Origin of the sequence: Streptomyces tibetensis, assembly GCF_040647715.1 — a bacterium.
In the GTDB taxonomy this organism is placed as follows: Bacteria; Actinomycetota; Actinomycetes; order Streptomycetales; family Streptomycetaceae; genus Streptomyces; species Streptomyces tibetensis_A.
In genome coordinates this window covers 235,113-255,636 of the sequence record NZ_JBEZCR010000006.1, presented here as the reverse complement: position 1 = coordinate 255,636, position 20,524 = coordinate 235,113, and the positions used below count along the sequence as shown (strand labels likewise).

The 20,524-nt window shown below is 68.0% G+C and carries 20 protein-coding genes; 6 read left to right on the top strand and 14 right to left on the bottom strand.

Annotated elements, in window-relative coordinates; translation table 11 throughout:
* Positions 1 to 57: 57 nt before the first annotated feature.
* On the top strand, positions 58 to 1,293 hold the full coding sequence (locus AB0B29_RS18275; protein ID WP_362240509.1) for a glycoside hydrolase family 10 protein: 1,236 nt from the start codon (positions 58 to 60) through the stop codon (positions 1,291 to 1,293).
* A 237-nt stretch (positions 1,294 to 1,530) separates the two neighbouring features.
* On the opposite strand, the gene AB0B29_RS18270 is transcribed toward AB0B29_RS18275, so the two are convergent.
* Both AB0B29_RS18270 and AB0B29_RS18265 read right to left on the bottom strand, forming a co-directional pair.
* Positions 1,531 to 1,731, bottom strand: a complete 201-nt coding sequence (locus tag AB0B29_RS18270) for a DUF1918 domain-containing protein (RefSeq protein WP_104778697.1) — start codon at positions 1,729 to 1,731, stop codon at positions 1,531 to 1,533.
* Positions 1,732 to 1,823: 92 nt separating this feature from the next.
* Positions 1,824 to 2,744 carry a DMT family transporter gene (locus AB0B29_RS18265; RefSeq protein WP_362240507.1) on the bottom strand — a complete coding sequence of 307 codons (921 nt, stop codon included), beginning with the start codon at positions 2,742 to 2,744 and terminating at the stop codon, positions 1,824 to 1,826.
* Between AB0B29_RS18265 and AB0B29_RS18260 the strand changes: the two genes are divergently transcribed.
* The 3 genes from AB0B29_RS18260 (at position 2,743) to AB0B29_RS18250 (ending at position 5,339) form a co-directional block, all read left to right on the top strand.
* On the top strand, positions 2,743 to 4,179 hold the full coding sequence (locus AB0B29_RS18260) for a PLP-dependent aminotransferase family protein (RefSeq protein ID WP_362240505.1): 1,437 nt from the start codon (positions 2,743 to 2,745) through the stop codon (positions 4,177 to 4,179). The two genes, AB0B29_RS18265 and AB0B29_RS18260, sit on opposite strands and share 2 nt — an antisense overlap.
* A 49-nt stretch (positions 4,180 to 4,228) precedes the next feature.
* The gene (locus tag AB0B29_RS18255) at positions 4,229 to 4,669 is read left to right on the top strand and encodes a GNAT family N-acetyltransferase (RefSeq protein ID WP_362240502.1); all 441 of its coding nucleotides are present in this window, start codon (positions 4,229 to 4,231) and stop codon (positions 4,667 to 4,669) included.
* 73 nt (positions 4,670 to 4,742) lie between these two features.
* The gene (locus tag AB0B29_RS18250) at positions 4,743 to 5,339 is read left to right on the top strand and encodes a histidine phosphatase family protein (protein ID WP_362240499.1); all 597 of its coding nucleotides are present in this window, start codon (positions 4,743 to 4,745) and stop codon (positions 5,337 to 5,339) included.
* A gap of 59 nt (positions 5,340 to 5,398) precedes the next feature.
* Here the strand turns inward: AB0B29_RS18250 and AB0B29_RS18245 are convergent, their stop codons facing one another.
* Positions 5,399 to 5,845, bottom strand: a complete 447-nt coding sequence (locus AB0B29_RS18245) for a DUF6314 family protein (protein WP_362240497.1) — start codon at positions 5,843 to 5,845, stop codon at positions 5,399 to 5,401.
* 134 nt (positions 5,846 to 5,979) lie between these two features.
* Here AB0B29_RS18245 and AB0B29_RS18240 point away from each other — a divergent pair, with 134 nt between their 5' ends.
* The gene (locus tag AB0B29_RS18240; protein WP_362240494.1) at positions 5,980 to 8,466 is read left to right on the top strand and encodes an alpha-L-arabinofuranosidase C-terminal domain-containing protein; all 2,487 of its coding nucleotides are present in this window, start codon (positions 5,980 to 5,982) and stop codon (positions 8,464 to 8,466) included.
* Positions 8,467 to 8,528: 62 nt separating this feature from the next.
* Here the strand turns inward: AB0B29_RS18240 and AB0B29_RS18235 are convergent, their stop codons facing one another.
* The 6 genes from AB0B29_RS18235 to AB0B29_RS18210 all read right to left on the bottom strand — a co-directional run bounded on the left by AB0B29_RS18235 (position 8,529) and on the right by AB0B29_RS18210 (position 13,233).
* Complete coding sequence (locus AB0B29_RS18235; protein WP_362240492.1) at positions 8,529 to 9,206, bottom strand: DUF6215 domain-containing protein; 678 nt, start codon at positions 9,204 to 9,206, stop codon at positions 8,529 to 8,531.
* 296 nt (positions 9,207 to 9,502) lie between these two features.
* Positions 9,503 to 10,471 carry an S-4TM family putative pore-forming effector gene (locus AB0B29_RS18230; RefSeq protein ID WP_362240489.1) on the bottom strand — a complete coding sequence of 323 codons (969 nt, stop codon included), beginning with the start codon at positions 10,469 to 10,471 and terminating at the stop codon, positions 9,503 to 9,505.
* Positions 10,468 to 11,334 (bottom strand): CBASS oligonucleotide cyclase, encoded by an 867-nt coding sequence (locus AB0B29_RS18225; RefSeq protein ID WP_362240486.1) that lies wholly within the window; start codon positions 11,332 to 11,334, stop codon positions 10,468 to 10,470. The genes AB0B29_RS18230 and AB0B29_RS18225 overlap by 4 nt, the downstream gene beginning before the upstream one ends.
* Positions 11,335 to 11,358: 24 nt before the next feature.
* Complete coding sequence (locus tag AB0B29_RS18220; RefSeq protein WP_362240483.1) at positions 11,359 to 11,862, bottom strand: hypothetical protein; 504 nt, start codon at positions 11,860 to 11,862, stop codon at positions 11,359 to 11,361.
* Entirely contained in the window at positions 11,859 to 12,278 is a 420-nt protein-coding gene (locus tag AB0B29_RS18215; protein ID WP_362240480.1) for a hypothetical protein, read from the bottom strand. The genes AB0B29_RS18220 and AB0B29_RS18215 overlap by 4 nt, the downstream gene beginning before the upstream one ends.
* A gap of 46 nt (positions 12,279 to 12,324) precedes the next feature.
* Positions 12,325 to 13,233, bottom strand: a complete 909-nt coding sequence (locus AB0B29_RS18210; protein WP_362240477.1) for an AAA family ATPase — start codon at positions 13,231 to 13,233, stop codon at positions 12,325 to 12,327.
* A gap of 243 nt (positions 13,234 to 13,476) precedes the next feature.
* On the opposite strand from AB0B29_RS18210, the gene AB0B29_RS18205 reads away from it, so the two are divergent.
* Positions 13,477 to 14,592, top strand: coding sequence for a helix-turn-helix domain-containing protein (locus AB0B29_RS18205; protein WP_362240474.1), 1,116 nt, complete (start codon positions 13,477 to 13,479; stop codon positions 14,590 to 14,592).
* A gap of 40 nt (positions 14,593 to 14,632) precedes the next feature.
* Here AB0B29_RS18205 and AB0B29_RS18200 read toward each other — a convergent pair whose 3' ends face one another.
* The 5 genes from AB0B29_RS18200 to AB0B29_RS18180 all read right to left on the bottom strand — a co-directional run bounded on the left by AB0B29_RS18200 (position 14,633) and on the right by AB0B29_RS18180 (position 20,205).
* Entirely contained in the window at positions 14,633 to 15,457 is an 825-nt protein-coding gene (locus tag AB0B29_RS18200; RefSeq protein ID WP_362240472.1) for a hypothetical protein, read from the bottom strand.
* A gap of 388 nt (positions 15,458 to 15,845) precedes the next feature.
* Positions 15,846 to 17,681, bottom strand: a complete 1,836-nt coding sequence (locus AB0B29_RS18195; protein ID WP_362241014.1) for a TniQ family protein — start codon at positions 17,679 to 17,681, stop codon at positions 15,846 to 15,848.
* A 14-nt stretch (positions 17,682 to 17,695) separates the two neighbouring features.
* Positions 17,696 to 18,724: a TniB family NTP-binding protein gene (locus AB0B29_RS18190; RefSeq protein WP_362240469.1), complete on the bottom strand. Its 1,029-nt coding sequence runs from the start codon at positions 18,722 to 18,724 to the stop codon at positions 17,696 to 17,698.
* 84 nt (positions 18,725 to 18,808) lie between these two features.
* Complete coding sequence (locus AB0B29_RS18185) at positions 18,809 to 18,982, bottom strand: hypothetical protein (protein WP_362240467.1); 174 nt, start codon at positions 18,980 to 18,982, stop codon at positions 18,809 to 18,811.
* Positions 18,979 to 20,205 (bottom strand): hypothetical protein, encoded by a 1,227-nt coding sequence (locus AB0B29_RS18180; RefSeq protein ID WP_436845855.1) that lies wholly within the window; start codon positions 20,203 to 20,205, stop codon positions 18,979 to 18,981. Before AB0B29_RS18180 ends, AB0B29_RS18185 begins: the two co-directional genes overlap by 4 nt.
* Positions 20,206 to 20,524: the final 319 nt, after the last annotated feature.

The window sequence follows — 20,524 nt, the reverse complement described above, 5'->3', positions numbered from 1 at the left end:
CGTGCATGCTGGCCCCGGAGCGATCCGCGACCGGGCGGATCCGCGGCTTTTTGGGGCATGCGGATGGGACGAGTCTCACGCAGGGCGTTCGCGGTCGCGGCGCTGTCGGCTTTCACGATGATGCCTCAGGCGTCGGCCGCGAGCGGGCGCCGGGGCGGGGCGCCGGACTCCGAGATGCGGGGCGTCTGGATCGCCTCCGTGGCCAACCGGGACTGGCCGTCCACGTCGGGGCTGACCGCCTCGCAGCAGCGCGCCGAACTGCTCACCCACCTCGACACGGCGGTCCGCAACCGGCTCAACACCGTGTTCTTGCAGGTCCGTCCCACGGCGGACGCCCTGTGGCCCTCACCGTACGAGCCGTGGTCGCAGTACCTCACCGGCACCCAGGGCAAGAACCCCGGGTGGGATCCGCTGGGCACGGCCGTCAAGGAGGCGCATGCCCGGGGTCTTCGGCTGCACGCGTGGTTCAACCCGTACCGGATCGCCGCACACGCCGACCCGGCCCGGCTCGCCGCCTCCCACCCGGCGCGCATGAACCCGGACTGGGTGGTGACGTACGGCGGGAAGCTCTTCTACAACCCGGGGCTGCCCGAGGTCCGTGCCTTCGTGCAGGACGCGATGCTCGACGCGGTGGCGAAGTACCCCGTGGACGGCGTCCACTTCGACGACTACTTCTACCCCTACCCCGTGGCGGGGCAGAGCTTCGACGACGACGAAGCCTACGACGAGTACGGCGACGGCTTCCCGGACCGGGCCGCCTGGCGGCGGGACAACATCGACCGGCTCGTGCGTGAGACCGCGGACCGGGTGAAGGAGGTGCGGCCGAGCGCCCACTTCGGCATCAGCCCGTTCGGCGTGTGGCGCAACGCCTCGACGGACCCGGCCGGTTCGGACACCCGGGCCGGTGTGGAGACCTACGACGATCTGCACGCGGACACCCGCACGTGGGTGCGCGAGGGCTGGATCGACTACATCGTCCCGCAGCTGTACTGGAACATCGGCTTCGCCGCCGCCGACTACGCGAAGCTGGTGGCTTGGTGGGCGAAGGTCGCGCGCGACAGCCCGACGCAGCTGTACGTGGGGGAGGCGCTGTACAAGGCCGGCGACCCGGCGCAGCCCGCGGCGTGGCAGGAGACGGCCGAACTGTCCCGGCATCTGACGCTGGCCGGGACGTACGCGCAGGTGCGCGGACACGTCTACTTCGCAGCCCGGGACGTGGCGGCCGACCGGATCGGGGCGATGGCACGAGTGGTCGCCGACCACTACGGCAAGCCGGCGCCGCCCCCACGCTGAGCTGCGCCGCGCCGAGGTGCCACCGGAGGCCGCCGACGCCGACCCGCTTGGCCCGGAGGAGCCGGGGAGGGCGTGGCACCCTGCGCCTGACCGCCTGACCGCCTGACCGCCTGACCGCCTGACCGCCTGACCGCCTGACCGCCTGACCGCCTGACCGCCTCGCGCAGAGCACGGCGGAGGCTCGCCCGCGCCTGGTCGCCGCCCCCTACGGACGGTTCGCGCCGCTCCCGGGCCCGGTCACGGCCCGGTCATGGTTTCCCTGTGCCGGATCTCCGTGTCGGGGCCCGGGGAGCACACGCCCTCGTGCCCGTCCTCGAACCGGACACGGTACGGGGGGTTGCCCTCCTGGCCGAGCACTTCGACGATCTCGCCGATCTTGTCGTGCTGACCGACCACCCTGCCGTGCTGGACAAGCTGGTCGCCCACGGTTGCGCGCATCTGGGGCCTCCTCACGTGTGCGGAGCAGCGGTCCGTGGCCTTGAGTCCACGGCGGGGTGCGCCGGTCGGCAGTGGCCGTGCACGCTCCCCGCTCAGCCGCGTGATCGCTGTGTGACGGCGATGCACACCAGCACCGCCGCGGCCGTCAGCGGGGCGGCGACCGTGAGGTGTTCGCCCAGCAGCAGCACCGACCACACCAGTGTGAGCAGTGGCTGGGCGAGCTGCAACTGGCTGGCCTTGGGGATGCCGATGGCCGCCATGCCGCGGTACCAGACGACCAGCCCGACGAACTGCGACCCCGCCGCGACCCACAGCAGACCGGTGACGCTGTGCGCGGTCAGCTGCACCGGTTCGTGGGCCAGGGCGACCGAGGCGACCGGCACGGTCAGCGGCAGGCACAGCACCAGCGCCCAGCCGATCACCTGCCAGCCCGGCATGACCCGGGCCAGCCGGCCGCCCTCGGTGTAGCCGGCCGCGCAGACCAGCAGTGCGGCGAACAGGTACAGGTCGGCGGTGGTCAGGGCGCCGCCGCTCTGCTGCACGGTGAAGGCCAGCACCGCCGCCGCGCCCGCGAGGGCGGCGATCCAGAAGGTGCGCGAGGGCCGGGTGCCGACGCGCAGGGCCGAGAAGAGCGCCGTGGTGAGGGGGAGCAGGCCGACCACGACGGCCGCGTGCGCGGTGGTGGAGGTCTCCAGCGCCAGCGTGGTCAGCAGCGGGAAGCCGAGGACGACGCCGGCTCCGACGACCGCGAGGCCCGGCCAGTGCCGCCGGGCGGGCAACGGCACCCGCAGCGCCAGAAGGGCCGAGCCCGCGATCACGGCGGCCAGGACGCTCCGCACGGCGACGAGCGACCAGGGCCCGAACCCCTCCAGTCCCCAGGCGGTCGCGGGGAACGTGAGGGAGAAGGCGACGACGCCGAGGGCCGCCTGGAGGGTGCCGATGCCGCGGTCTTCCCGGCCCGGGGTGGCGACTGCTATCGCGGGCGGCGCAGTAGCGCTACTCTGTGCTCTCATGCAAGAGCGTAGCAGCGTGGGTGAGCTGGCGGAACTGCTGCGGCGGGAACTCGACCGCTACTCACCCGGTGGAAAGCTGCCGTCGAGCCGGGCCCTGGTCGAGCGGTTCCGGGTGAGCCCGGTGACGGTGTCGCGGGCCCTGGCGCAACTCGCGGCCGAGGGTCTGGTGGTCACCCGGCCCGGCGCGGGCGCCTTCCGCGCGCAGACCCGTGCCGCGCCGGCTCCCGCGGGTGACACCTCCTGGCAGGAGGTCGCGCTCAGCGCGGACGGCGCCGCCGACCTCGTGCCGCGTTCCGTGGACGCCTCCGGGGTGCTGGCGTCGCTGGCCGCCCCGCCGCCCGGCGTGATCGAGTTCAACGGCGGCTATCTGCACCCGTCCCTGCAGCCCGAGCGGGCGATGGCCGCCGCCCTCTCGCGGGCCGGGCGCCGTCCCGGCGCCTGGGGGCGACCGCCCATGGAGGGGCTGCCGGAGCTGCGCGAGTGGTTCGCGCGGAGCATCGGCGGATCGGTCACGGCCGCCGAGGTGCTGGTCACCGCCGGCGGGCAGTCCGCGCTCACCACCGCTCTGCGCGCCCTCGCCCCGCCCGGCGCACCCGTCCTGGTCGAGTCGCCCACCTACCCCGGCATGCTCGCCATCGCCCGCGCCGCCGGCCTGCGTCCGGTGCCCGTCCCGGTGGACGCCGACGGCGTGCGTCCGGAGCTGCTCGCGGACGCGTTCCGGGCCACCGGCGCCCCGGCCTTCGTCTGCCAGCCGCTCTTCCAGAACCCCACGGGCGCGGTGCTCGCGCCCGAGCGGCGCGCCGAGGTGCTGCGCATCGCCCGGGACGCGGGCGCGTTCGTCGTCGAGGACGACTTCGTGCGGCGGCTCGTGCACGAGGACGCGGGGCCGCTGCCGCGCCCGCTGGCCGCCGACGACCCCGACGGCGTCGTCGTCCACGTCTCCTCGCTGACCAAGGCGACCTCGCCGAGCTTCCGGGTGAGTGCCCTGGCCGCACGCGGTCCGGTCCTGGAACGGCTGCGCGCGATCCAGGTCGTCGACACGTTCTTCGTGCCGCGCCCCCTCCAGGAGGCCGCCCTCGAACTCGTCGGCTCGCCCGCCTGGCCGCGTCATCTGCGGGCCGTCTCCGCGGAGTTGAAGGCGCGCCGGGACGCGATGACCGGCGCCCTCGCCCTGCACCTGCCGCAGTTCGCCCTGCCGCACGTCCCCTCCGGCGGCTACCACCTGTGGCCGCGCCTGCCCGACGGCACGGACGAGTCGGCCCTGACCTCCGCGGCCCTGCGCGCCGGCGTCGCCCTCGCACCCGGCCGCCCGTACTTCAGCGCCGAACCCCCGGCCGCGCACGTCCGGCTGAGCTTCGCGGCGGTCGCCGGGGCCGGGGAGGTCGCGGAGGGCGTACGGCGGCTGCGTGCGGCCTGTGACGAGGTGCTGGGATAACCGCATAACCGCTCGACGCGCCTTCGGGCGGCCTGCGAGCATCGCGGACATGACCGACACGCCGAGCCTGCCCGAGGGCTACGAGATCTCCACCGACCCCGCCCGCGTCGACCGCGAGCGCGTGCACCACTGGCTGTCCACCGACGCCTACTGGGCACGGGGGCGCCCCCGGGAGAAGCAGGACCTGGCGATCGAGGGCTCGCTCAACTTCGGTGTGTACGACACGGTGTCCGGGGAGCAGGTCGCCTGTGCCCGGGTGATCACGGACCGGGCGACCTTCGCCTGGCTGTGCGACGTGTACGTCGATCCGTCCGTGCGCGGCAAGGGCGTCGGCAGCGCACTCGTCGGCGCGGTGCGGGAGAAGACGCGGTCCTACGGGGTGCGCCGGGTCCTGCTCGCCACGCAGGACGCGCACGGGGTGTACGCCAAGCTCGGATTCGCCCCGCTGGAGCGGCCCGAGCACTGGATGGCGCTCATCTTCGGCCGGTGAGGGCCGGGACACCCTGGGTAACTCGTAGGTAACAGGTCTTGACCTGCGTACTTGCTGCGCCCACGATCGCCGCATGCCACTTCGGGTCACCTTCGTCGCCGCCGCGCGCAGCTCCCCGCTGCTCGCCGAGCGTTTCGAGGACGAACGGCCGCTGGACCAGGCCGGCTGGGGCGAGGTGGAGCGCGCCGCCCGGGAACTGCTGCCGCTCGCCGCGGCCGAACTGCGCTACTGCTCGCCGACTCCGCGCAGCCGGGCGACGGGGGAGGGGCTCGGGTACGCGCCGCTGGTGCAGCTCGGCCTGCGCGACTGCGACATGGGACGGTGGCGGGGGCTGACCCTGGGTGAGGCGATGGCCCGGGAGCCGGACGCCGTGGACGCCTGGCTCGCCGACCCCCGCGCCACACCGCACGGGGGCGAGTCGCTGGTCGACTTCATCAGCCGCGTCGGCGGCTGGCTCGACACCCGGCCCGTCGAGGACGGCTGCCGGGTGGTGGCGGTGGCCGAGCCCTCGGTGATCCGGGCGGCCCTGGTGTACGCCCTGAAGGCCCCTCCGTCGACGTACTGGAACATCGACGTCCGCCCGCTGTCGACGACCGCCGTGACGGGCCGGGCGGGCCGCTGGAACCTGCGCTTCGACGGCGGGGCGCAGGCTCAGCCCTCGCGCCCGTAGCTCGACGGCGGGGCGGCGGCTCGGCCTTCGCGCGCGTAGCTCGACGACGAGGCGGCGGCTCAGCCTTCGCGCGCGTAGTCGGTCCGCAGGACCAGGTCCTTTGCGGGGCCGCGGACGCGCCACACCGTCCGCCAGTGGTCGCTGTCTCGGACGGCGAACTCGCCCCGGTAGAGGTCCGCCGCACAAGGGTGGTCGGCGACATGCCGGCCGGACGTCAGGTCCAGGTCGTGGAACGGCCGCCCGTCGGCGAACCGCACGTCCGCGGTGCCGCCCGGGCCGGGCAGGAACCGCAGGGTCCGCTCGGCGGGCCGGGCGACGCCCTGCCAGACGAAGGTGCCGGACTCGTGGTGCAGCAGCCCGCCGGGCCTCTCGGTGTCCGCACGGAACTCGGTTGTTCCGGTGAACTCCCCTTCCGCGCCGCTCGAGAGGTCCCGCACCGACCGCGACACCCGCCAGCGCCCGGCCAGGAACGCCAATACGTCCGGTACTGGCCAGAACTCGCCCATCCTGTCTCGCTCTCCGTCCCGGCCGTCGCGTGCGACCCATTGACGCACATCCGCCCCCTCCCTATGTTGCCGTTCGAACTGCTGATCAGTGTCTGATATATCGAACACCTCTAGCAGAGAGCCGCGGAACCCCCATGCCAACCACCGACGCCCGCACCCGATGGAGACTCGGTCTCGCGACCACCGCCCTCCTGACGGCAGCAGCCCTCGTACCGGCCCCCGCGCACGCCGAGGGCGTGACCGACTACGCGATCAACGTCGACCCGTCCGCCCAGGGCGCGAAGATCGACGACACGATGTACGGCGTCTTCTTCGAGGACATCAACCGCGCCGCCGACGGCGGTCTCTACGCCGAACTCGTGCAGAACCGATCCTTCGAGTACTCCACCGCCGACAACGGCTCCTACACGCCCCTGACCTCGTGGACGGTCGGCGGCACGGCCCAGGTCGTGAACGACTCGGGCCGCCTCAACGAGCGCAACCGCAACTACCTCTCCCTGGGCGCCGGCTCGTCCGTCACGAACGCGGGCTACAACACCGGCATCCACGTGGAGCAGGGCAAGCGGTACGACTTCTCCGTGTGGGCCCGCGCCGAGAGCGGCAGCACCCTCACCGTCTCGCTGAAGGACGCCGCGGGAAGCCTCGCCACCGCACGCCAGGTCGCCGTGAAGGGCGGCTGGGCCAAGTACCAGGCGGGCTTCACCGCGTCCCGCACCAGCAACCGCGGCCGTCTCGCCGTGGCCTCCACGCGTGCCGTCGCGCTCGACGAGGTGTCGCTGTTCCCGCGCGAGACGTACAAGAACCAGCCGAACGGCCTGCGCAAGGACCTCGCCGAGAAGATCGCCGCCCTGAAGCCGGGCTTCGTGCGCTTCCCCGGCGGCTGCCTGGTCAACACCGGCTCCATGGAGGACTACAGCGCGGCCTCGAACTGGCAGCGCAAGCGCAGCTACCAGTGGAAGGACACCATAGGCCCGGTCGAGGAGCGCGCCACCAACGCCAACTTCTGGGGATACAACCAGAGCTACGGCCTCGGCTACTACGAGTACTTCCGCTTCTCCGAGGACATCGGCGCCATGCCGCTGCCCGTCGTCCCCGCCCTGGTCACCGGCTGCGGGCAGAACAAGGCCACCGACGACGAGGCGCTGCTCAAGCGGCACATCCAGGACACCCTGGACCTCATCGAGTTCGCCAACGGCCCGGCGACCTCGACGTGGGGCAAGGTCCGCGCGCGGATGGGCCACCCCAAGCCCTTCCACCTCACCCACATCGAGGTCGGCAACGAGGAGAACCTCCCCAAGGAGTTCTTCGCCCGCTTCCAGCAGTTCCGGGCCGCCGTCGAGGCGAAGTACCCGGGCATCACCGTCATCTCCAACTCGGGTCCCGACGACGCCGGTTCGACCTTCGACACCGCCTGGCAGCTCAACCGCGAGGCCAAGGTGGACATGGTCGACGAGCACTACTACAACAGCCCGAACTGGTTCCTGCAGAACAACGACCGCTACGACTCCTACGACCGGAGCGGCCCCAAGGTCTTCCTCGGTGAGTACGCCTCCCAGGGCAACGCCTGGAAGAACGGCCTGTCCGAAGCCGCCTTCATGACCGGCCTGGAGCGCAACGCTGACGTCGTCAAGCTCGCCTCGTACGCCCCGCTGCTCGCCAACGAGGACTACGTGCAGTGGCGGCCGGACCTGATCTGGTTCAACAACCGGGCTTCCTGGAACTCGGCCAACTACGAGGTCCAGAAGCTGTTCATGAACAACGTCGGCGACCGTGTCGTGCCGTCCAGGGCCACCACCACCCCGAACGTCAGCGGCCCCATCACCGGCGCCGTGGGCCTGTCGACCTGGGCGACCAGCGCCGCGTACGACGACGTGAAGGTCACCTCGGCGGACGGCTCGACCCTGCTCAGCGACGACTTCTCCGGTGACGCCTCGAAGTGGACGACCAGCGGCCGTGGCAGCTGGAGCGTCCAGGACGGAAGTTACGTCCAGACCGACACCGCCGCCGAGAACACCATGGTCACGGCGGGCGACCCGGCCTGGAAGGACTACGACCTGCATGTGAAGGCCACCAAGAAGTCCGGCAAGGAGGGCTTCCTCGTCGCCTTCGGCGTCAAGGACACCGGCAACTACTACTGGTGGAACCTGGGCGGCTGGAACAACACCCAGTCGGCGATCGAGCAGGCCGTGGACGGCGGCAAGGGCACCCTGATGACGAAGCCCGGGTCGGTCGAGACCGGCCGCGCCTACGACATCGACATCAAGGTGCGCGGCCGCCAGGTCACCCTCTTCCTCGACGGCAAGGAGTGGGGCAGCTTCAAGGACGACAAGCCGGCCGAGCCGTTCCGCCAGGTCGTCACCGAGGACGCGAAGACCGGTGACCTGATCGTCAAGGTCGTCAACGCCCAGCCCGCCGAGGCCCGCACGGCCGTCGACCTGGGCGGCGCGAAGGTCGCGTCCACCGCCCGCGTGACCACGCTGGCCGCCGACGAGGACGCCGTGAACACCGAGACGGACACCCCGGTCACGCCGGTGACGTCCACGTTCCGGGGCGTGGCGAAGGAGTTCACCTACACCTTCCCCGCGAACTCCGTGACGTTCCTGCGGATCAAGCAGAGGTGACATCCCGCTGTGCGGCCGCCGCCCCGGGGCGGCGGCCGCACAGCGCCGTCACCGCGTGACTGTCACGCGCCGGACTTCCATCCGGAAACCGTCGGCAGCACCTTCTCCGCGACACGCAGCAGCACCGCGTCGTCCGGTACCACTCCGTCCGCGCGCCACAGGGTGACGTCGAGGGAGCCGCCGCGGTCCTTCGCGTCCTGCGCCACGGTCAGGGCCCGGGCCGGAACGCCGGGGCCGCTGTCGGCGTCGCCGCCGTCGAGCCGGAAACTGATGCTGATGGTGCGGGTCGAGTAGAGGACACCCGGGCGGCCCAGTGTCTTCCGCGGGCGGGCGTCGGGTCCGAGGAGAGCCTGCGACCCGGCCACCGGCAGGTCGTCGTAGGTCGCCGAGAGCGTCACGGTGTACGTCTCGAACTCGACCTGTGCCTGCGGGGTGGCGATCTTCCCGATGGAGCTGTCGCTGCCGGAGGCGGTCTTCGCGATCTCCGTCGGCGTGCCCAGCAGTGCGGCCAGGTCGGACCGGTTCAGCGCCTCGCACAACTGCGCCCCGGAGAGGTGCTTGCCCTTGGCGGCCGGGGTCTGTCCGTCGGAGCAGGTGGCCGGCTTCGGCTCGCTCTCCGCGGCCGAGGTCTTCGCGAGCCCCCAGAAACCGGCGGCGAGCGCCCCCACCAGCACCACCGCCGCGAGCGCCTGCCCCCACGCGTTCGCGCCCTTCATGGGCGCGTCGATGTCCTCGGCCATTTCCCCCGCCTGCTGTGATCCCCTGAAATGTGCCCGCGGACCTTAACCTGTCGTCATGGTCAGGACAAAACCGGTTTCGGCGGGCACCGTCGTCGTGACTGTGACCGAGATCTTTAGTTGGCGGATCATGTTCTGGGATGCAGAGGTCAGGAGCGCGTGGAGAATTCTGTTTGGCGGATCTTGAGAGGCCTAGTTGGCGGACCTTGAGATTTCGGTGTTCACTGTGCGTGAGCGTGTGCGCCGCTCTTAGTCGCGGTGGGTCGGTTGGGCGGGCTGGGAGTATCCCGCCCAACGAACTACGCGGGTGGGGGTGTGTTTTGGGCGAGGCGGACGCGGTGGCCTTCTGCAGTGTCGCCGAAGTCGCGTTCGTCGTCGTCGCGGAAACGCTTGTAGAACCACTCGGGTACTCGGGTGCTGTCCAGGCGGGTGCGGAGTACGCCGTCCTGCACGTCCCGTGCAACGCTTCGAAGGCGGCGCCATTCGTCGTCAGGGACGGGGCCTGGGCGTCCGCTGTGTAGCTCGGTGTTGACGACCTTGGTGAGTCGGTCGCGTTCGTCAGCCACTTTGCGTTGGCCGGACCAGATTTCGTAAGCGATCTGGTAGACCGCCAGGGATGGGACGAAGAAGCTGAGGAGAGTGTCGCCCAGAGTGGCGTCCGCGACCACCAAGCCGGCGAGGAAACCGATGGCGGCCCACAGCATCGCAACGGCAGCGATAACGTAGCTATAGCGACGGCGAAGACGAGCGTCCCAGGCGAGGTTCTGTTCCTGAGCAATGAACACGTCGTAGGGGTGGTGGACGTCGTGGGTGGGGTCGTACCAGCCGTCGGTGATGCGCTTGTCCTTCGGGCCGCCTCGGGGGAGCTTGCGCGCGAGACGGCGGACGTCGGGTTCGGCGATGGGGTCGCCTGCAACGGTGGCGCGCCACGGCAAGTGGAACAGGGCGACGTCGAACATCTCTTGGAGCAGGGCGCCCTGGCGGGCGGTGCTCCCGGCGAGGCCCTTGAGCAGGAACGCGGAGACGACGAACCAGAAGAACCCGACGATCGAAACGACTGTCCGGCCGTGGCCGGACAGCGTGATCAGGACACCGGCAGCGGCGAGCAGAACGGCGGCGGTGACGCGCACAGCTTCGAGGAGCTGGCCGCGTTGGTGGCTTGCCGACGCGGCGCGCTGGAGAAGCAACATGTCGTCGTCGAGCTGCCGCTCGTGGATAGCCCGAGGCGGTATCCCGTGAACGCCGCCGGGGTCTGTGGAGAGGTTCATGGCCTGGTCATCCTGTTCCCGAACAGCTTCTTCCACTCGTCGTAGGCGGCGCGCTCCTGGCCCTCGTCCTCCAGGTCGACCGCCCGCTCTGCGATGGCGCGGGCCTGGGTGAGTGCGTTGGCCGCGGCGAGCTTCTGAGTCGCGTTCATGACGGCGTTGACGTCACCGCCCAGGCCGGCGGGGTCAGGCCACTCGTCGCCGATGCGTTCGGCGGCGGTGGCCAAGAACAGCACGATCTCGTCCTGGTAGCGCCCAATCGGCGGCTTCACCAGCGACTGGGCCATGACCTCCAGCAGGAAGGAGGGCGACACGGGCTCACCGAGTTCGCGGTTGATGCCCTTGACCATCTTGACGAAGGGCACGTATTTGCCGTCGCAGTCGGCGTTCTTGGCGATGCTCAGCTCGTGGTGGCGCTTGGGGTTGGTCGCGATCCAGTCGCCTGCCGAGGGATTGGGGATGTAGTAGCCGCCCTCGTCTCGCTTGAAGGCGGGGACCACGTCGATCGACATGACCTCGTCGTCGGGGCCGTAGGGGATGACGACGGCCATGCCGTCGCGGGCGGCAGCGCTCCACTTCTGACGGAGCAGGGTCTCCAGGGCGTTGATCACTTGGATGGGCGCCTGTTCGCGGAAGCCGGCCTGGGAGCCGTTGGCGTCGAGGACCACGAAGATATCGATGTCCTTGAGCTGCTTCGTCTTGGTGTCGCGCCGGTAGCTGCCGGTGAGGAAGTCGTCGGCGAGGTCCCAGTGCGACCGGACGAAATCGCGGATGGCCTCGTGCCTTGCCTTCGCCAGGTTCTGCTCGGTCTGGGTGATCTCCAGGTTGTGCTTGAGCTTGGTGAAGGCGTCGTCGATGTATCCCATAGCGGTGTCTTCCTGTTCGTGGCCTCAGATGTGGTAGTACCGCATGCCGGTCGAGGCGTGTGGGGCGGAGCCGAGGGTGCCGAAGGTGATGCCGCGCAGGCCGTCGGTGCTCGCCCGCTGGCCGGGGCCCCAACCCGGTTGTGGGGTGCGGGGCCCGTTGAAGGTGCAGAACAGCCGGTAGGTGGTGCCCGCGGGCACCTGGTCGAACTTGGCCCGGAACCGGGCGGCTCGGGCACGAGAGGCGGTGAACTCGGCGTTGCCGTCGCCGGCGGTGGTGTAGGACACCGGGAACTCGATCACCGGTGCCACGGCGCCCGAGGGCTGGTGGCACTCGAGGACGACCGCGTCGAGTGAGCCCTCCTCGATCCACGCCTTGATCGCGTTCTCGTTCTGCACCCAGTCGCGATGCAGCCGGTCCATGTTGATCCCCAGGTCGGCGAGGATGTCGGTGATGGTGCCGAGGATGATGTCGGTCAGGTGCGTGGCGGTGTGGGTCCGGGTGTAGCTGTAGGTATAGGTGGAGGTCATCGCTGGGTCACCGCCCGGCGCAGAGCCTCACGGTCGACCAGCGGACCGGAGCTGGCCGCCTTCGTCTCCGGAGCGGGCGGGACAGCGTCGGACAACCGGGCGTGACTATCGACGACTGCCTTCACCTGCTCCTGGAGCGGGGTCGGGGACGGCAGGTGGATCGTGAAATCGTCGGCGCCCGCCGCGCCGGGGACCGGGTTGAGGTTCTCCTCCAACGTCAGCGCCGCCGTGCCGGACACCGTCGTGATCTCGCAGTGCATCTTGCCGGCCACCAGGGTGATCGGGTGCTGCTGCAGGTGCCCTGCCGCGATCAGCATCCGCCCGATTGCCTCGGCGGCCGACATCGCCTGCACCGCCTCGTCGCGGGACAGCGCGGAGGACTGCGCCACGGTGTCCGCCACGAGGTCCGAGATCACCGCCCAGGTTCCGCTGGCGCTGCGCGTGGGGGAGGCCGCCACCTGCCTAGCGCGCCGCACGGGACACCTCCGGCTGGCCCGTCTCCGCGACGGCGTTGTGCACCGCGGCGGCCAGGTCGTCTTCGGTCAGGCTGCCGGGGTCCAGCACCGTGTCCAGCCGCTGAGCCAGGGCTTCGAAGACCACCTTGCGCGTACGGCGGCCGTCCAGTCCGTGAGCCGCCTCGGCGATGCGCTCCACCCCCGAGGAGCGCGCAAGCTCGCCCAAGGCGGGGTACTTGTGGGCCAGCATCAGCAGCGTGGAGGCCAGGATCTTCCGCAGCGCCTCCGGCTCGGGAAGCGGGACGAGGATGGCGGCATCGGAGCGGGAGAGGAACGCCTCGTCCAGGGCGGTGGTGAAGTTGCTGGTCGCGACGAAGAACAGGTGCGGGTGCTCGGCGGCGTTGAGATCCAAGGCAGTGAGCACCGCGTCCGTGGCGCGGTGGACATCGGCCGGGTTGGCGGCCAGCGACGCCGCCGAGCGGGCCACCGCCATCGACTCGACCTCGTCGAGGATCACCACGGTCGGCACGCCATCCGACGCGAGGCCCGGAACGTACTCGCCGAGCAGCTCGCTGACCCGCTGCTGCGACTGCCCGTGCTCGGCGCTCATTAGCCCGTGCGGGTTGATCTCGATCCGTCGGACCGCGCCTCCACCGACGTAGCGGGCGACCTGCGCCGGCAGACCCCGCGCCAGGGTCGTCTTGCCGGTACCAGGAGGACCGTAGAGCGTGCACAGGCCGTGCAGCGCCGTCACCGCAAACGGCAGGTCAGGCCGCACAAGCAGCGACAACACGGTTTGGTTGCGCAACCGCTCCTTGATCCCCTCTGGCACCACGATGGCGTCCCACAAGGCGGTCTCCGCCGAGTCGGCGGTGATCACCTCGTTGGACAGCACGCACTCCTGAACTCTCAGCACCTCAGCTCCGTCCCCCCCACCGATGGCAGGTCACCTCAGATTTGAACATCATCTTCCGTGCGGTAGGTAGAGTACATGACGGGGTGGAGATGCAACTCGACACACTTCACTCGGGCGCGTCCAGCCGGAGCTGAGCGATTTGACCGACCGGTAACCAAGGTGTGCCTAAGATGCGAGCGGAGTATTCAAGATCGAGAAGCGTCCGCTGATCAGCGGACGTCGACTGGCCGGGAGGCGAGCGACGTGAACGACCCACAACTGGACCCCGGCGACATCGCGGCCCTGTTCGATCGCGCCCGGCTGCGAATGGCACGCGAACTGCGGGGGCTCACCCAGGTGCAACTGGCCAGGGAAGTGGGCTCCGTCACCGCAGCCTCGATCAGCCAGTTCGAGAACGGACACACCAAGCCCGCCACATCGACGCTTCGTCGGCTCGCGGTCGCGTTGCGGGTTCCGACGTCGTTTTTCGCCGCTCCGGCCCGTCCCCCCGCCCAAGAGCAGGTCAACGGCTTCTTCCGCAGTCTTCGATCCACCACTCCCCGAGACCGCCAACAAGCTCTCGCCTACGTACACCTCGCGCGGGAATTCACGCTTGAGCTCGAAAAACACGTTGCGTTGCCCGAACTCAATCTGCCGCGCGTGCCAATCGAAGAAGGGCAGCCTCTCCGGTCCGCTGATATCGAACAAGCGGCAGCCCAGGTCCGTGGCCACTGGAAAGTCCCACGCGGTCCGGTCCAAGACGTTGTGCGACTGCTGGAAATGAACGGAATTATTGTTGTCCGCTTCCGCGTTGGCCTCGAAAAGGTCGATGCATTCTGCGTTGACTTCTCCGACAGGCCCGTGGTTGCTCTTGGGGCCGACAAGGGCCTGCGCGACCGTTCCCGTTTCGATGCGGCCCACGAGCTAGGCCATCTGGTCTTGCATGGTGTTACTGGAAAAATTGGCGACAAGGCTACTGAGAGTCAAGCTCACGAGTTCGCCGCTGCGTTCCTCATGCCTGCCAGCGACATCAAATCAGAACTTCCGGAACGGCTCGACTGGCCGGCACTTCTTCGCTTGAAGGCGAAATGGCACGTCTCGCTAGCTGCTCTCCTCGTCCGAGCAAAAACACTCGGCGTCATGAGCGAAAACACCTACGCGCAAGGATGGAAAGCGTTGTCCGTCCGAGGGTGGAGGAAAGTAGAGCCAGGTTCTCTAGGTAATCCAGAAGCTCCGGTCCTCTTGCGTCGGGCACTGGAGCTCACGGAAACAACTGGTGTCTCCTTCGGCGATTTCATCAATCGTTCCGGCCTTCCAGAATCCGACATTCGAACCCTGCTTGGCCGGGATATCATCGAACGGCCTCGCGTGGAGTTCTGACCTACCTCACTCAGTCGTTGGGTCTGAAGGGAACCTCCCCCTAATAGAATTCGGGGAATTCTCCATTCAGAAACTCTTCCATGGCTCGTTGTGCTTCATCTGGGCTCAATCCATCATAGGGTAGGGCGATGGTCTGCTGAGTTTCCACGTAGTCGCGGAGGAACGTCGCGAGGGCTTCCTCCGAGAGGAAACCGGACGGGAATGTACACGACTCGGGGGATGGCCATGCCCGCTGCACATTCGGGGACTCTGTCAGACTCTGAAGGAGTATGCTTCGGAACTCTTCCAGTTCAGGCGGGCACCGGAACATGAGCAATGCGACGTTATTCACGGCGAAGTAGAAGAGGCCGCCATTGTCCGCATCTGAAGCCGTAGGTGGCGCTATTCCGTAGTAGGAAGAGAATATTTCAATAGCTGCCTGGGTGATGGGCTCGGCCGAATGCATCAGCAGAATAATATCGCTGTGCGGTGGCCTGTGTTCTGAGGCTAGGCTGTGGTACTCGGCCTCAGTGAAGGGGTTATTCAGTGGCGAGCGCGTCAAGGCATACGCCATCCATGTTTTAGTCACCCATGCTGAAAGAAGTGTCAAATCTTCGGCGTCGAGATCCAAATTTTCCTGCCCCTCCAGTATGATAGGCTTGAGGATCCTCTTCGCTTCCTCCTCCAGGGTGCCCATCCACCCTTCATTGCAAGTCTTGCAGACGCGGACCTGTACTTGCGGAAGATACTTATTGACGCTCCGAGATTGTGAAGTCTCTATTCGGTATTTTCCGTTTTCGTCTACCGTGATCTCGGCATGACCGACGGAAATCCGCTCTCCAAATGTCCCCGCGAGGAGATCTTTCGCCGCTGGAGTGGCGTGCATCCATTGAGCCCAGACGTGTTCTTTACTCGACTTGCCCTGCAATCCGCAAAATGGGCACGAGAACGGCTTTTGCATGAGGTCTCCCAACCGCTGATGGCACGCAGGTGCCGTTCCATGTTATGCCTGCGAGGTCAAGCTGGCGCTTTCTTAGGCCCGGCTCACTACGGGCGACCGTTGAGCCTGGCGGCTGCGTCAGCTCGATGCCACAGGGGGCCGGTAACCCGATACGTCGAGGTCCGGCTCTGCTCCGGCAAGTTGCCGCTTCCGGCCATAGAGATGCGGATGAGAGTATTTGTTGGCAAATTCGATCTGAGCTGTGCAGGTCAGGTGGTGATGGAGAATTTTTGATGGCCAACCTTGAGATGGTTGGTGAATCAGGGGTGGGTGCTCACTGTGTGTGACTTTCGGGGTGCCTGGTCTGCTCAACGCCTGAGTCGATGTCCCGGGCAAGCTGTTGGGCATATTCGGCAAGAATTCGACGCATTTCAGCATAGTGACTCATCGGATCGGGACGAGTGAGCTGGAACCAAGTTGTGTTCCGACGCCGAGCCCATTGCTGGCGGACTTCGGGAGGTTGTGCGGCTTCGAGTGGCCGTGGAGCGAAGAGGTGCTCGCCCTGTGTGATGAGCGTCCATACGTAGACGGATGCCGCTTGACGTTTTCGATCGCCGAGGCCGATCTGCGTGGCATGGAGGGGCCGATGAAGGCCCTGGAGCAGCGCATTCCAAGCGTCAGGGCTGATTACCCACTCGTGAAGAGCATGCCGCCTGTGCCGGTAGTCAATCAGCGGTTGGCGTGGTGAGTGCAGTTCTGAGGCGAGAGCACGGAGAGCCTTGTCAAACTCAACAGGGTTGCAGCCACTCCTCAGCGGCCACCGAGCATCTCGTCCTGAGAAACTGCTTGTCTGGATGAGTGGGATCCCTAGGAACTTTGCGGCGTCGTCGAGAGATCCGCCCATAGCCCACTGGACGAGACGGACGGCGGCGGTCCTCCGTACGATCTTGGATGCCGCGCCCGCGGCACTGGCCAGGTGACGCTGATACCATTCCGGCTCTAGGAATGCCGGGATGTGCTCGGGCTGGTAGCCGCTTCGGAGGGGTGCTCGAGTGGGCGCCCGGCGGAAAAGGCGTGTCACAGGATTGGCCGCCTGGCGGAGTCGCTCAGAGCAGTTGTTCTCGTGCCGGTCGTAGACAACGACCCATGGTGTTCGGCTTCGAGGCTGGTTGGAGGTGGCGAAGGCGGCGTGTGTGAGATCTGAAAGCAGTTCAGGGAAATCGCGCCTCGAAAGCAGCCGATCTGCGGCCATCAGCAGGACTCCGCAGGCGACGGGATCCCGCGGTGGCGTGTCGCGGACCCATTGGTGGTAGTTCCTTTCGCTCCTATCGCCGTTCAGGTTCCGTGAATAGGAGCCGATTTGCTCAGAGGTGTCAGCGTCGAAGAGGTTGCAGCCATGCGGCCAGGTTGTACTGATCAGCGCGACGGCTAGCCGGAGATCAGTGAAGTACTCGGATGCATCCTTGGCTGGAGTCAACGGCGCCAGGCGGAAAAGGAGGGACTGCTGGAAACCGAGAATTTCGGCAGTCGGTTGTGGCCGACCAACGTCGGCAAAAGCAGCCCGATCGTCGAGTCGGCCGGCACAGGCGTAGGATTTCCTCTTCGGCATCCGAGCGTCGATCGTCCACCGGCATTGTGCTGGATGGAGAGTGTGGTCATTGGCCCGCTGAATCAGATGTCCTGGCCTGTCGTGTGGCCGGCCGCAGTGCGGGCAGTCAGTTTCCAGGTAAGTCTGATGCTCGACGCAGGCGAAGACGACGGGTAGGTGCCAGAGTTTGTCCCAGGGCCCTCCATGCAGTTGCTGGGTCGGGGTGCCGTCGCCCGCCAGGCAGGAGGGGCAGAAGCGCGGTGAGCCAAAGTAGAGCCATGCGTCTGGTCTCAACCGTCCCGGGCTAGTCATAGAACGGGCGATTGGCGGATATCGATCTCGCCACTGCGTCAGTGTGAGGGCGGAGACTTCCTCTGCCGTCTGCTTCGTCAGCCGGGCGAGCGCTTGGGCCTGTGGCCTGGAGAGGTCCAGCAGCACACTGCCGGGGACGTCGTTGTTGCTCCAGCCCGCTGCACGTACCAGGTGCAGAGGCGAAAGGTCGAGGCGGTGCCCGAGCCGAAGCAGGTAGCTGATCACGGATTCTCCCGCCACGGGTTCGAGGCTCCGGGGTAGCGGATGCATCACGGCTTCATCCCTCACGAGCCCGTGTGTGCGGCAGCCGGGCCGCGGTCATCGAAGACGGTATTCCGGGATCGCTTCGATCGCGTGGTCTTCTTGCCAGCGGTATGGGGGTCTGCAGGGATCACAGGCTCGTCTGGCGCCTGCTCGGGCTCGTCTCGCCGGAGCACGATCTCGTCCAGGAGGCTCTCGTCGATCGTTTCCTTCCCGGACTCCATAGCCTCCTGGGCGCCGTCCTCGAGTAGACGTCCCAGCAGGCCGACGACGCCACCGGTGCGACGCATCAAGTACTCCGGCATCACACCGCCGGTTAGCATGCCCGCCTTTGCGTTCAGCAGCCGCAGGTGCTGCTCGATTCCCTCCAGGTGGTCGACAAAGGCCTGGATCTGCTTCGGGGTGGTGTAGCGGAAGCGGTCGAGTTCGATGAGCTCGAAGCGATGCTCGGTCTGGGTGATCTCCAGGCCGTGGATGCGGGTCGACTCCAGCGGTGGCATCTCCCACTGCCGGGTCTTCTTGTTCCATTTGGCCTCGCGCAGCAGCCCGATGCCGGAGATGTTGACGCCGGTCAGGATTAGGGTGACGTCCAGGCTCATGAAGGCCCGCATCAGGTCGAGGACGTCCTGGTCGTCGGCTCTGTGCATCCGTAGTCGGTTGATGTCGTCCAGGATCAGAGCCTTGACGCCATGGTCGTGGAGGGAGTCGGCGACCTGCCGTACCAGTTCCGGCAGCGTGGCCGACCTGCGGGTCGAGGCCCGGAAGAAGCCCAGGATCGACGCGCAAAGGCTCTTCGGGGTCGCTGTCACCGGCGTCGAGACATAGACGACCGGCGCGTGAAGATCACGCGTGCCCGGCAGGGAGCTGGGGTTGAGATAGCTGTGTAGTTCCAGCCACTGGTCTTCGAACACGGCCCCGGCGGAGCAGACGGACGCCGTCTTGCCGTAGTTGCCCCAGCCACTGATCATGACGCCGGCCCGCGTCGGATCGTCCTGCTTCATCGTGTTGCCGCGCAGCCGGCGCCGGATCAGCTTGCCGACCTTGTCGTGCATCGGTGTGTCCTGCAGCGGAAGGTTCGCGTTCGTCAACTGCCGGTAAAGGTCGTAGTCGGCCCGGCGGCTCTCCGGAATCAGCGGTCACTGCCGCGGCGAGATCACCGGGGCGGGGACGAGCAGGCCGCAGTGGGTGCGGTAGTGCTGCCAGCCGACGTACGTGTCGCGGGGCGGGTGACCGCCCAGGATCAACTCGGCGATCCTGGCCCGTGGAGGCAGACTCTCCAGCGGATCGTCTTGGGACAGGGCTTTGGTCACGCCTCTTTCTCCCCGACAGCCGTGTCGGCTTCTGAGTCGTCGCGGGGCGGAAGCAGGAACATGGGGCGCCGCCTCAGGGCCTCGTGCAGCGTCGGCGGGGCGACGGGTCTGGTTCCGGCGAGTGCTTCTTCGCGCCGTCGGCGTCGGTCGGTGTCGACCGCGCGGTCGATCGTGCGGGCGTGCTCGGCCCAGGCCGCGGGCATCTCGGCCGGAGCCGGCTCGGGCGCGGAGGCCGGTGTGGCGGGGCGGTCGGCGGCCGCGGCCTGTGCGCGGGTGACTTCGCGGGCCTGGGCGACGCGCTGCTTCTTCCCGGTCTTCTTCTTGGCCTGGCTGGGCCATTGGTCGACGGGGGTGACCGAGCCGAGGATTCCCAGCAGGTGCTCCAGGAGCTCGCTCTCGGAGTGGATCCTGATGTTGTTCGCCTTCACCTGTGCTAGGAGGGCGTGGGCGGTCTTGTCCGAGAAGGCGGGGATCTCGCCTTCGGGAGGCAGTCCTCGCCAGCGCAGGATGTGCCAGGTCTCATGGTCGGCAGGGTCCTGGAAGAACACCTGCCGGCGGTCCCTGCGGTCACTGCGGACCACCCACTGGCCCGCGTGCTTGCCGCTGTCGCGCAAGGGACTGCCCAGGTCAACGCCGAGCTCGCGTTGCCAGAGCAGCCGGACGATGTTCGCCCGGCCGACAGAAGGCACGCTGGTCGAGTCCGCCAGCTCGGAGAACGTCATCACCCGACCCTGCTGCCCGCTGATAGCGGCGAGCAGCTGGTCGCGCATGCCCAGCAGATCCCTCGCCGGCCGACGCCGCGAGGACAAGTGATCAAGGACGCTCCAGACATGCGGGCGCCAGCCCGCGATCACCGAGTACCGCCAGCCGCATGCCGCCGCCACCTCCCTGGCCGCCGCGAACTTCAGCGCGTCATCGTCCTTGATCAGCTCCATAGGGCGCACGTCCATCAGCCACATCCCGCCGCCGAGCACGGCCAGGAAGTCCGGGATGTGCCAGGCCTGCCCGCCCACGTACTCGAAGTCCAGCCTGAACGGCTGCGACAGCACCTCCGATGCCCTCAGGAAGTCCAGTGCGACCAGCAGCCGCATCTCCTCCAAAGACTCGAAGCCGTGCTTCCGGCCCGTCGACGCCATCACCTCCAGCCCGGGCCGATGCCGCTGCTTCGCCCGCCACGTGAACCCCCGCATCGGCCGGGAGGACAGCACCGGCACGTGAGCCATATCCCGGACGGGCCAGCAGACCTCGCCGGCACCCACCTGCCACGTCGAACTCCACCGACGCGACCAGCCGTCCCCGAGCCGCAGCCGATCCCGCAGCCGGGCATCCCCGTCGTACTCCGTGACCAGCTGGTCCAGGTGACTTAAATCCGACCGGATCTTCGCCCTCGCTACCTCGCCCACTCACACACAACAGCACCATTCGACCGGCAACGGAGACCATTCTTCGGATCTGATCGCAATTGTGACTGAGCGCTTCAGTTGGCCAGTTGAGCGCACGAAGGGAGCTAACCAATCAGCGGCAGTGACACCCCTGGGGTTA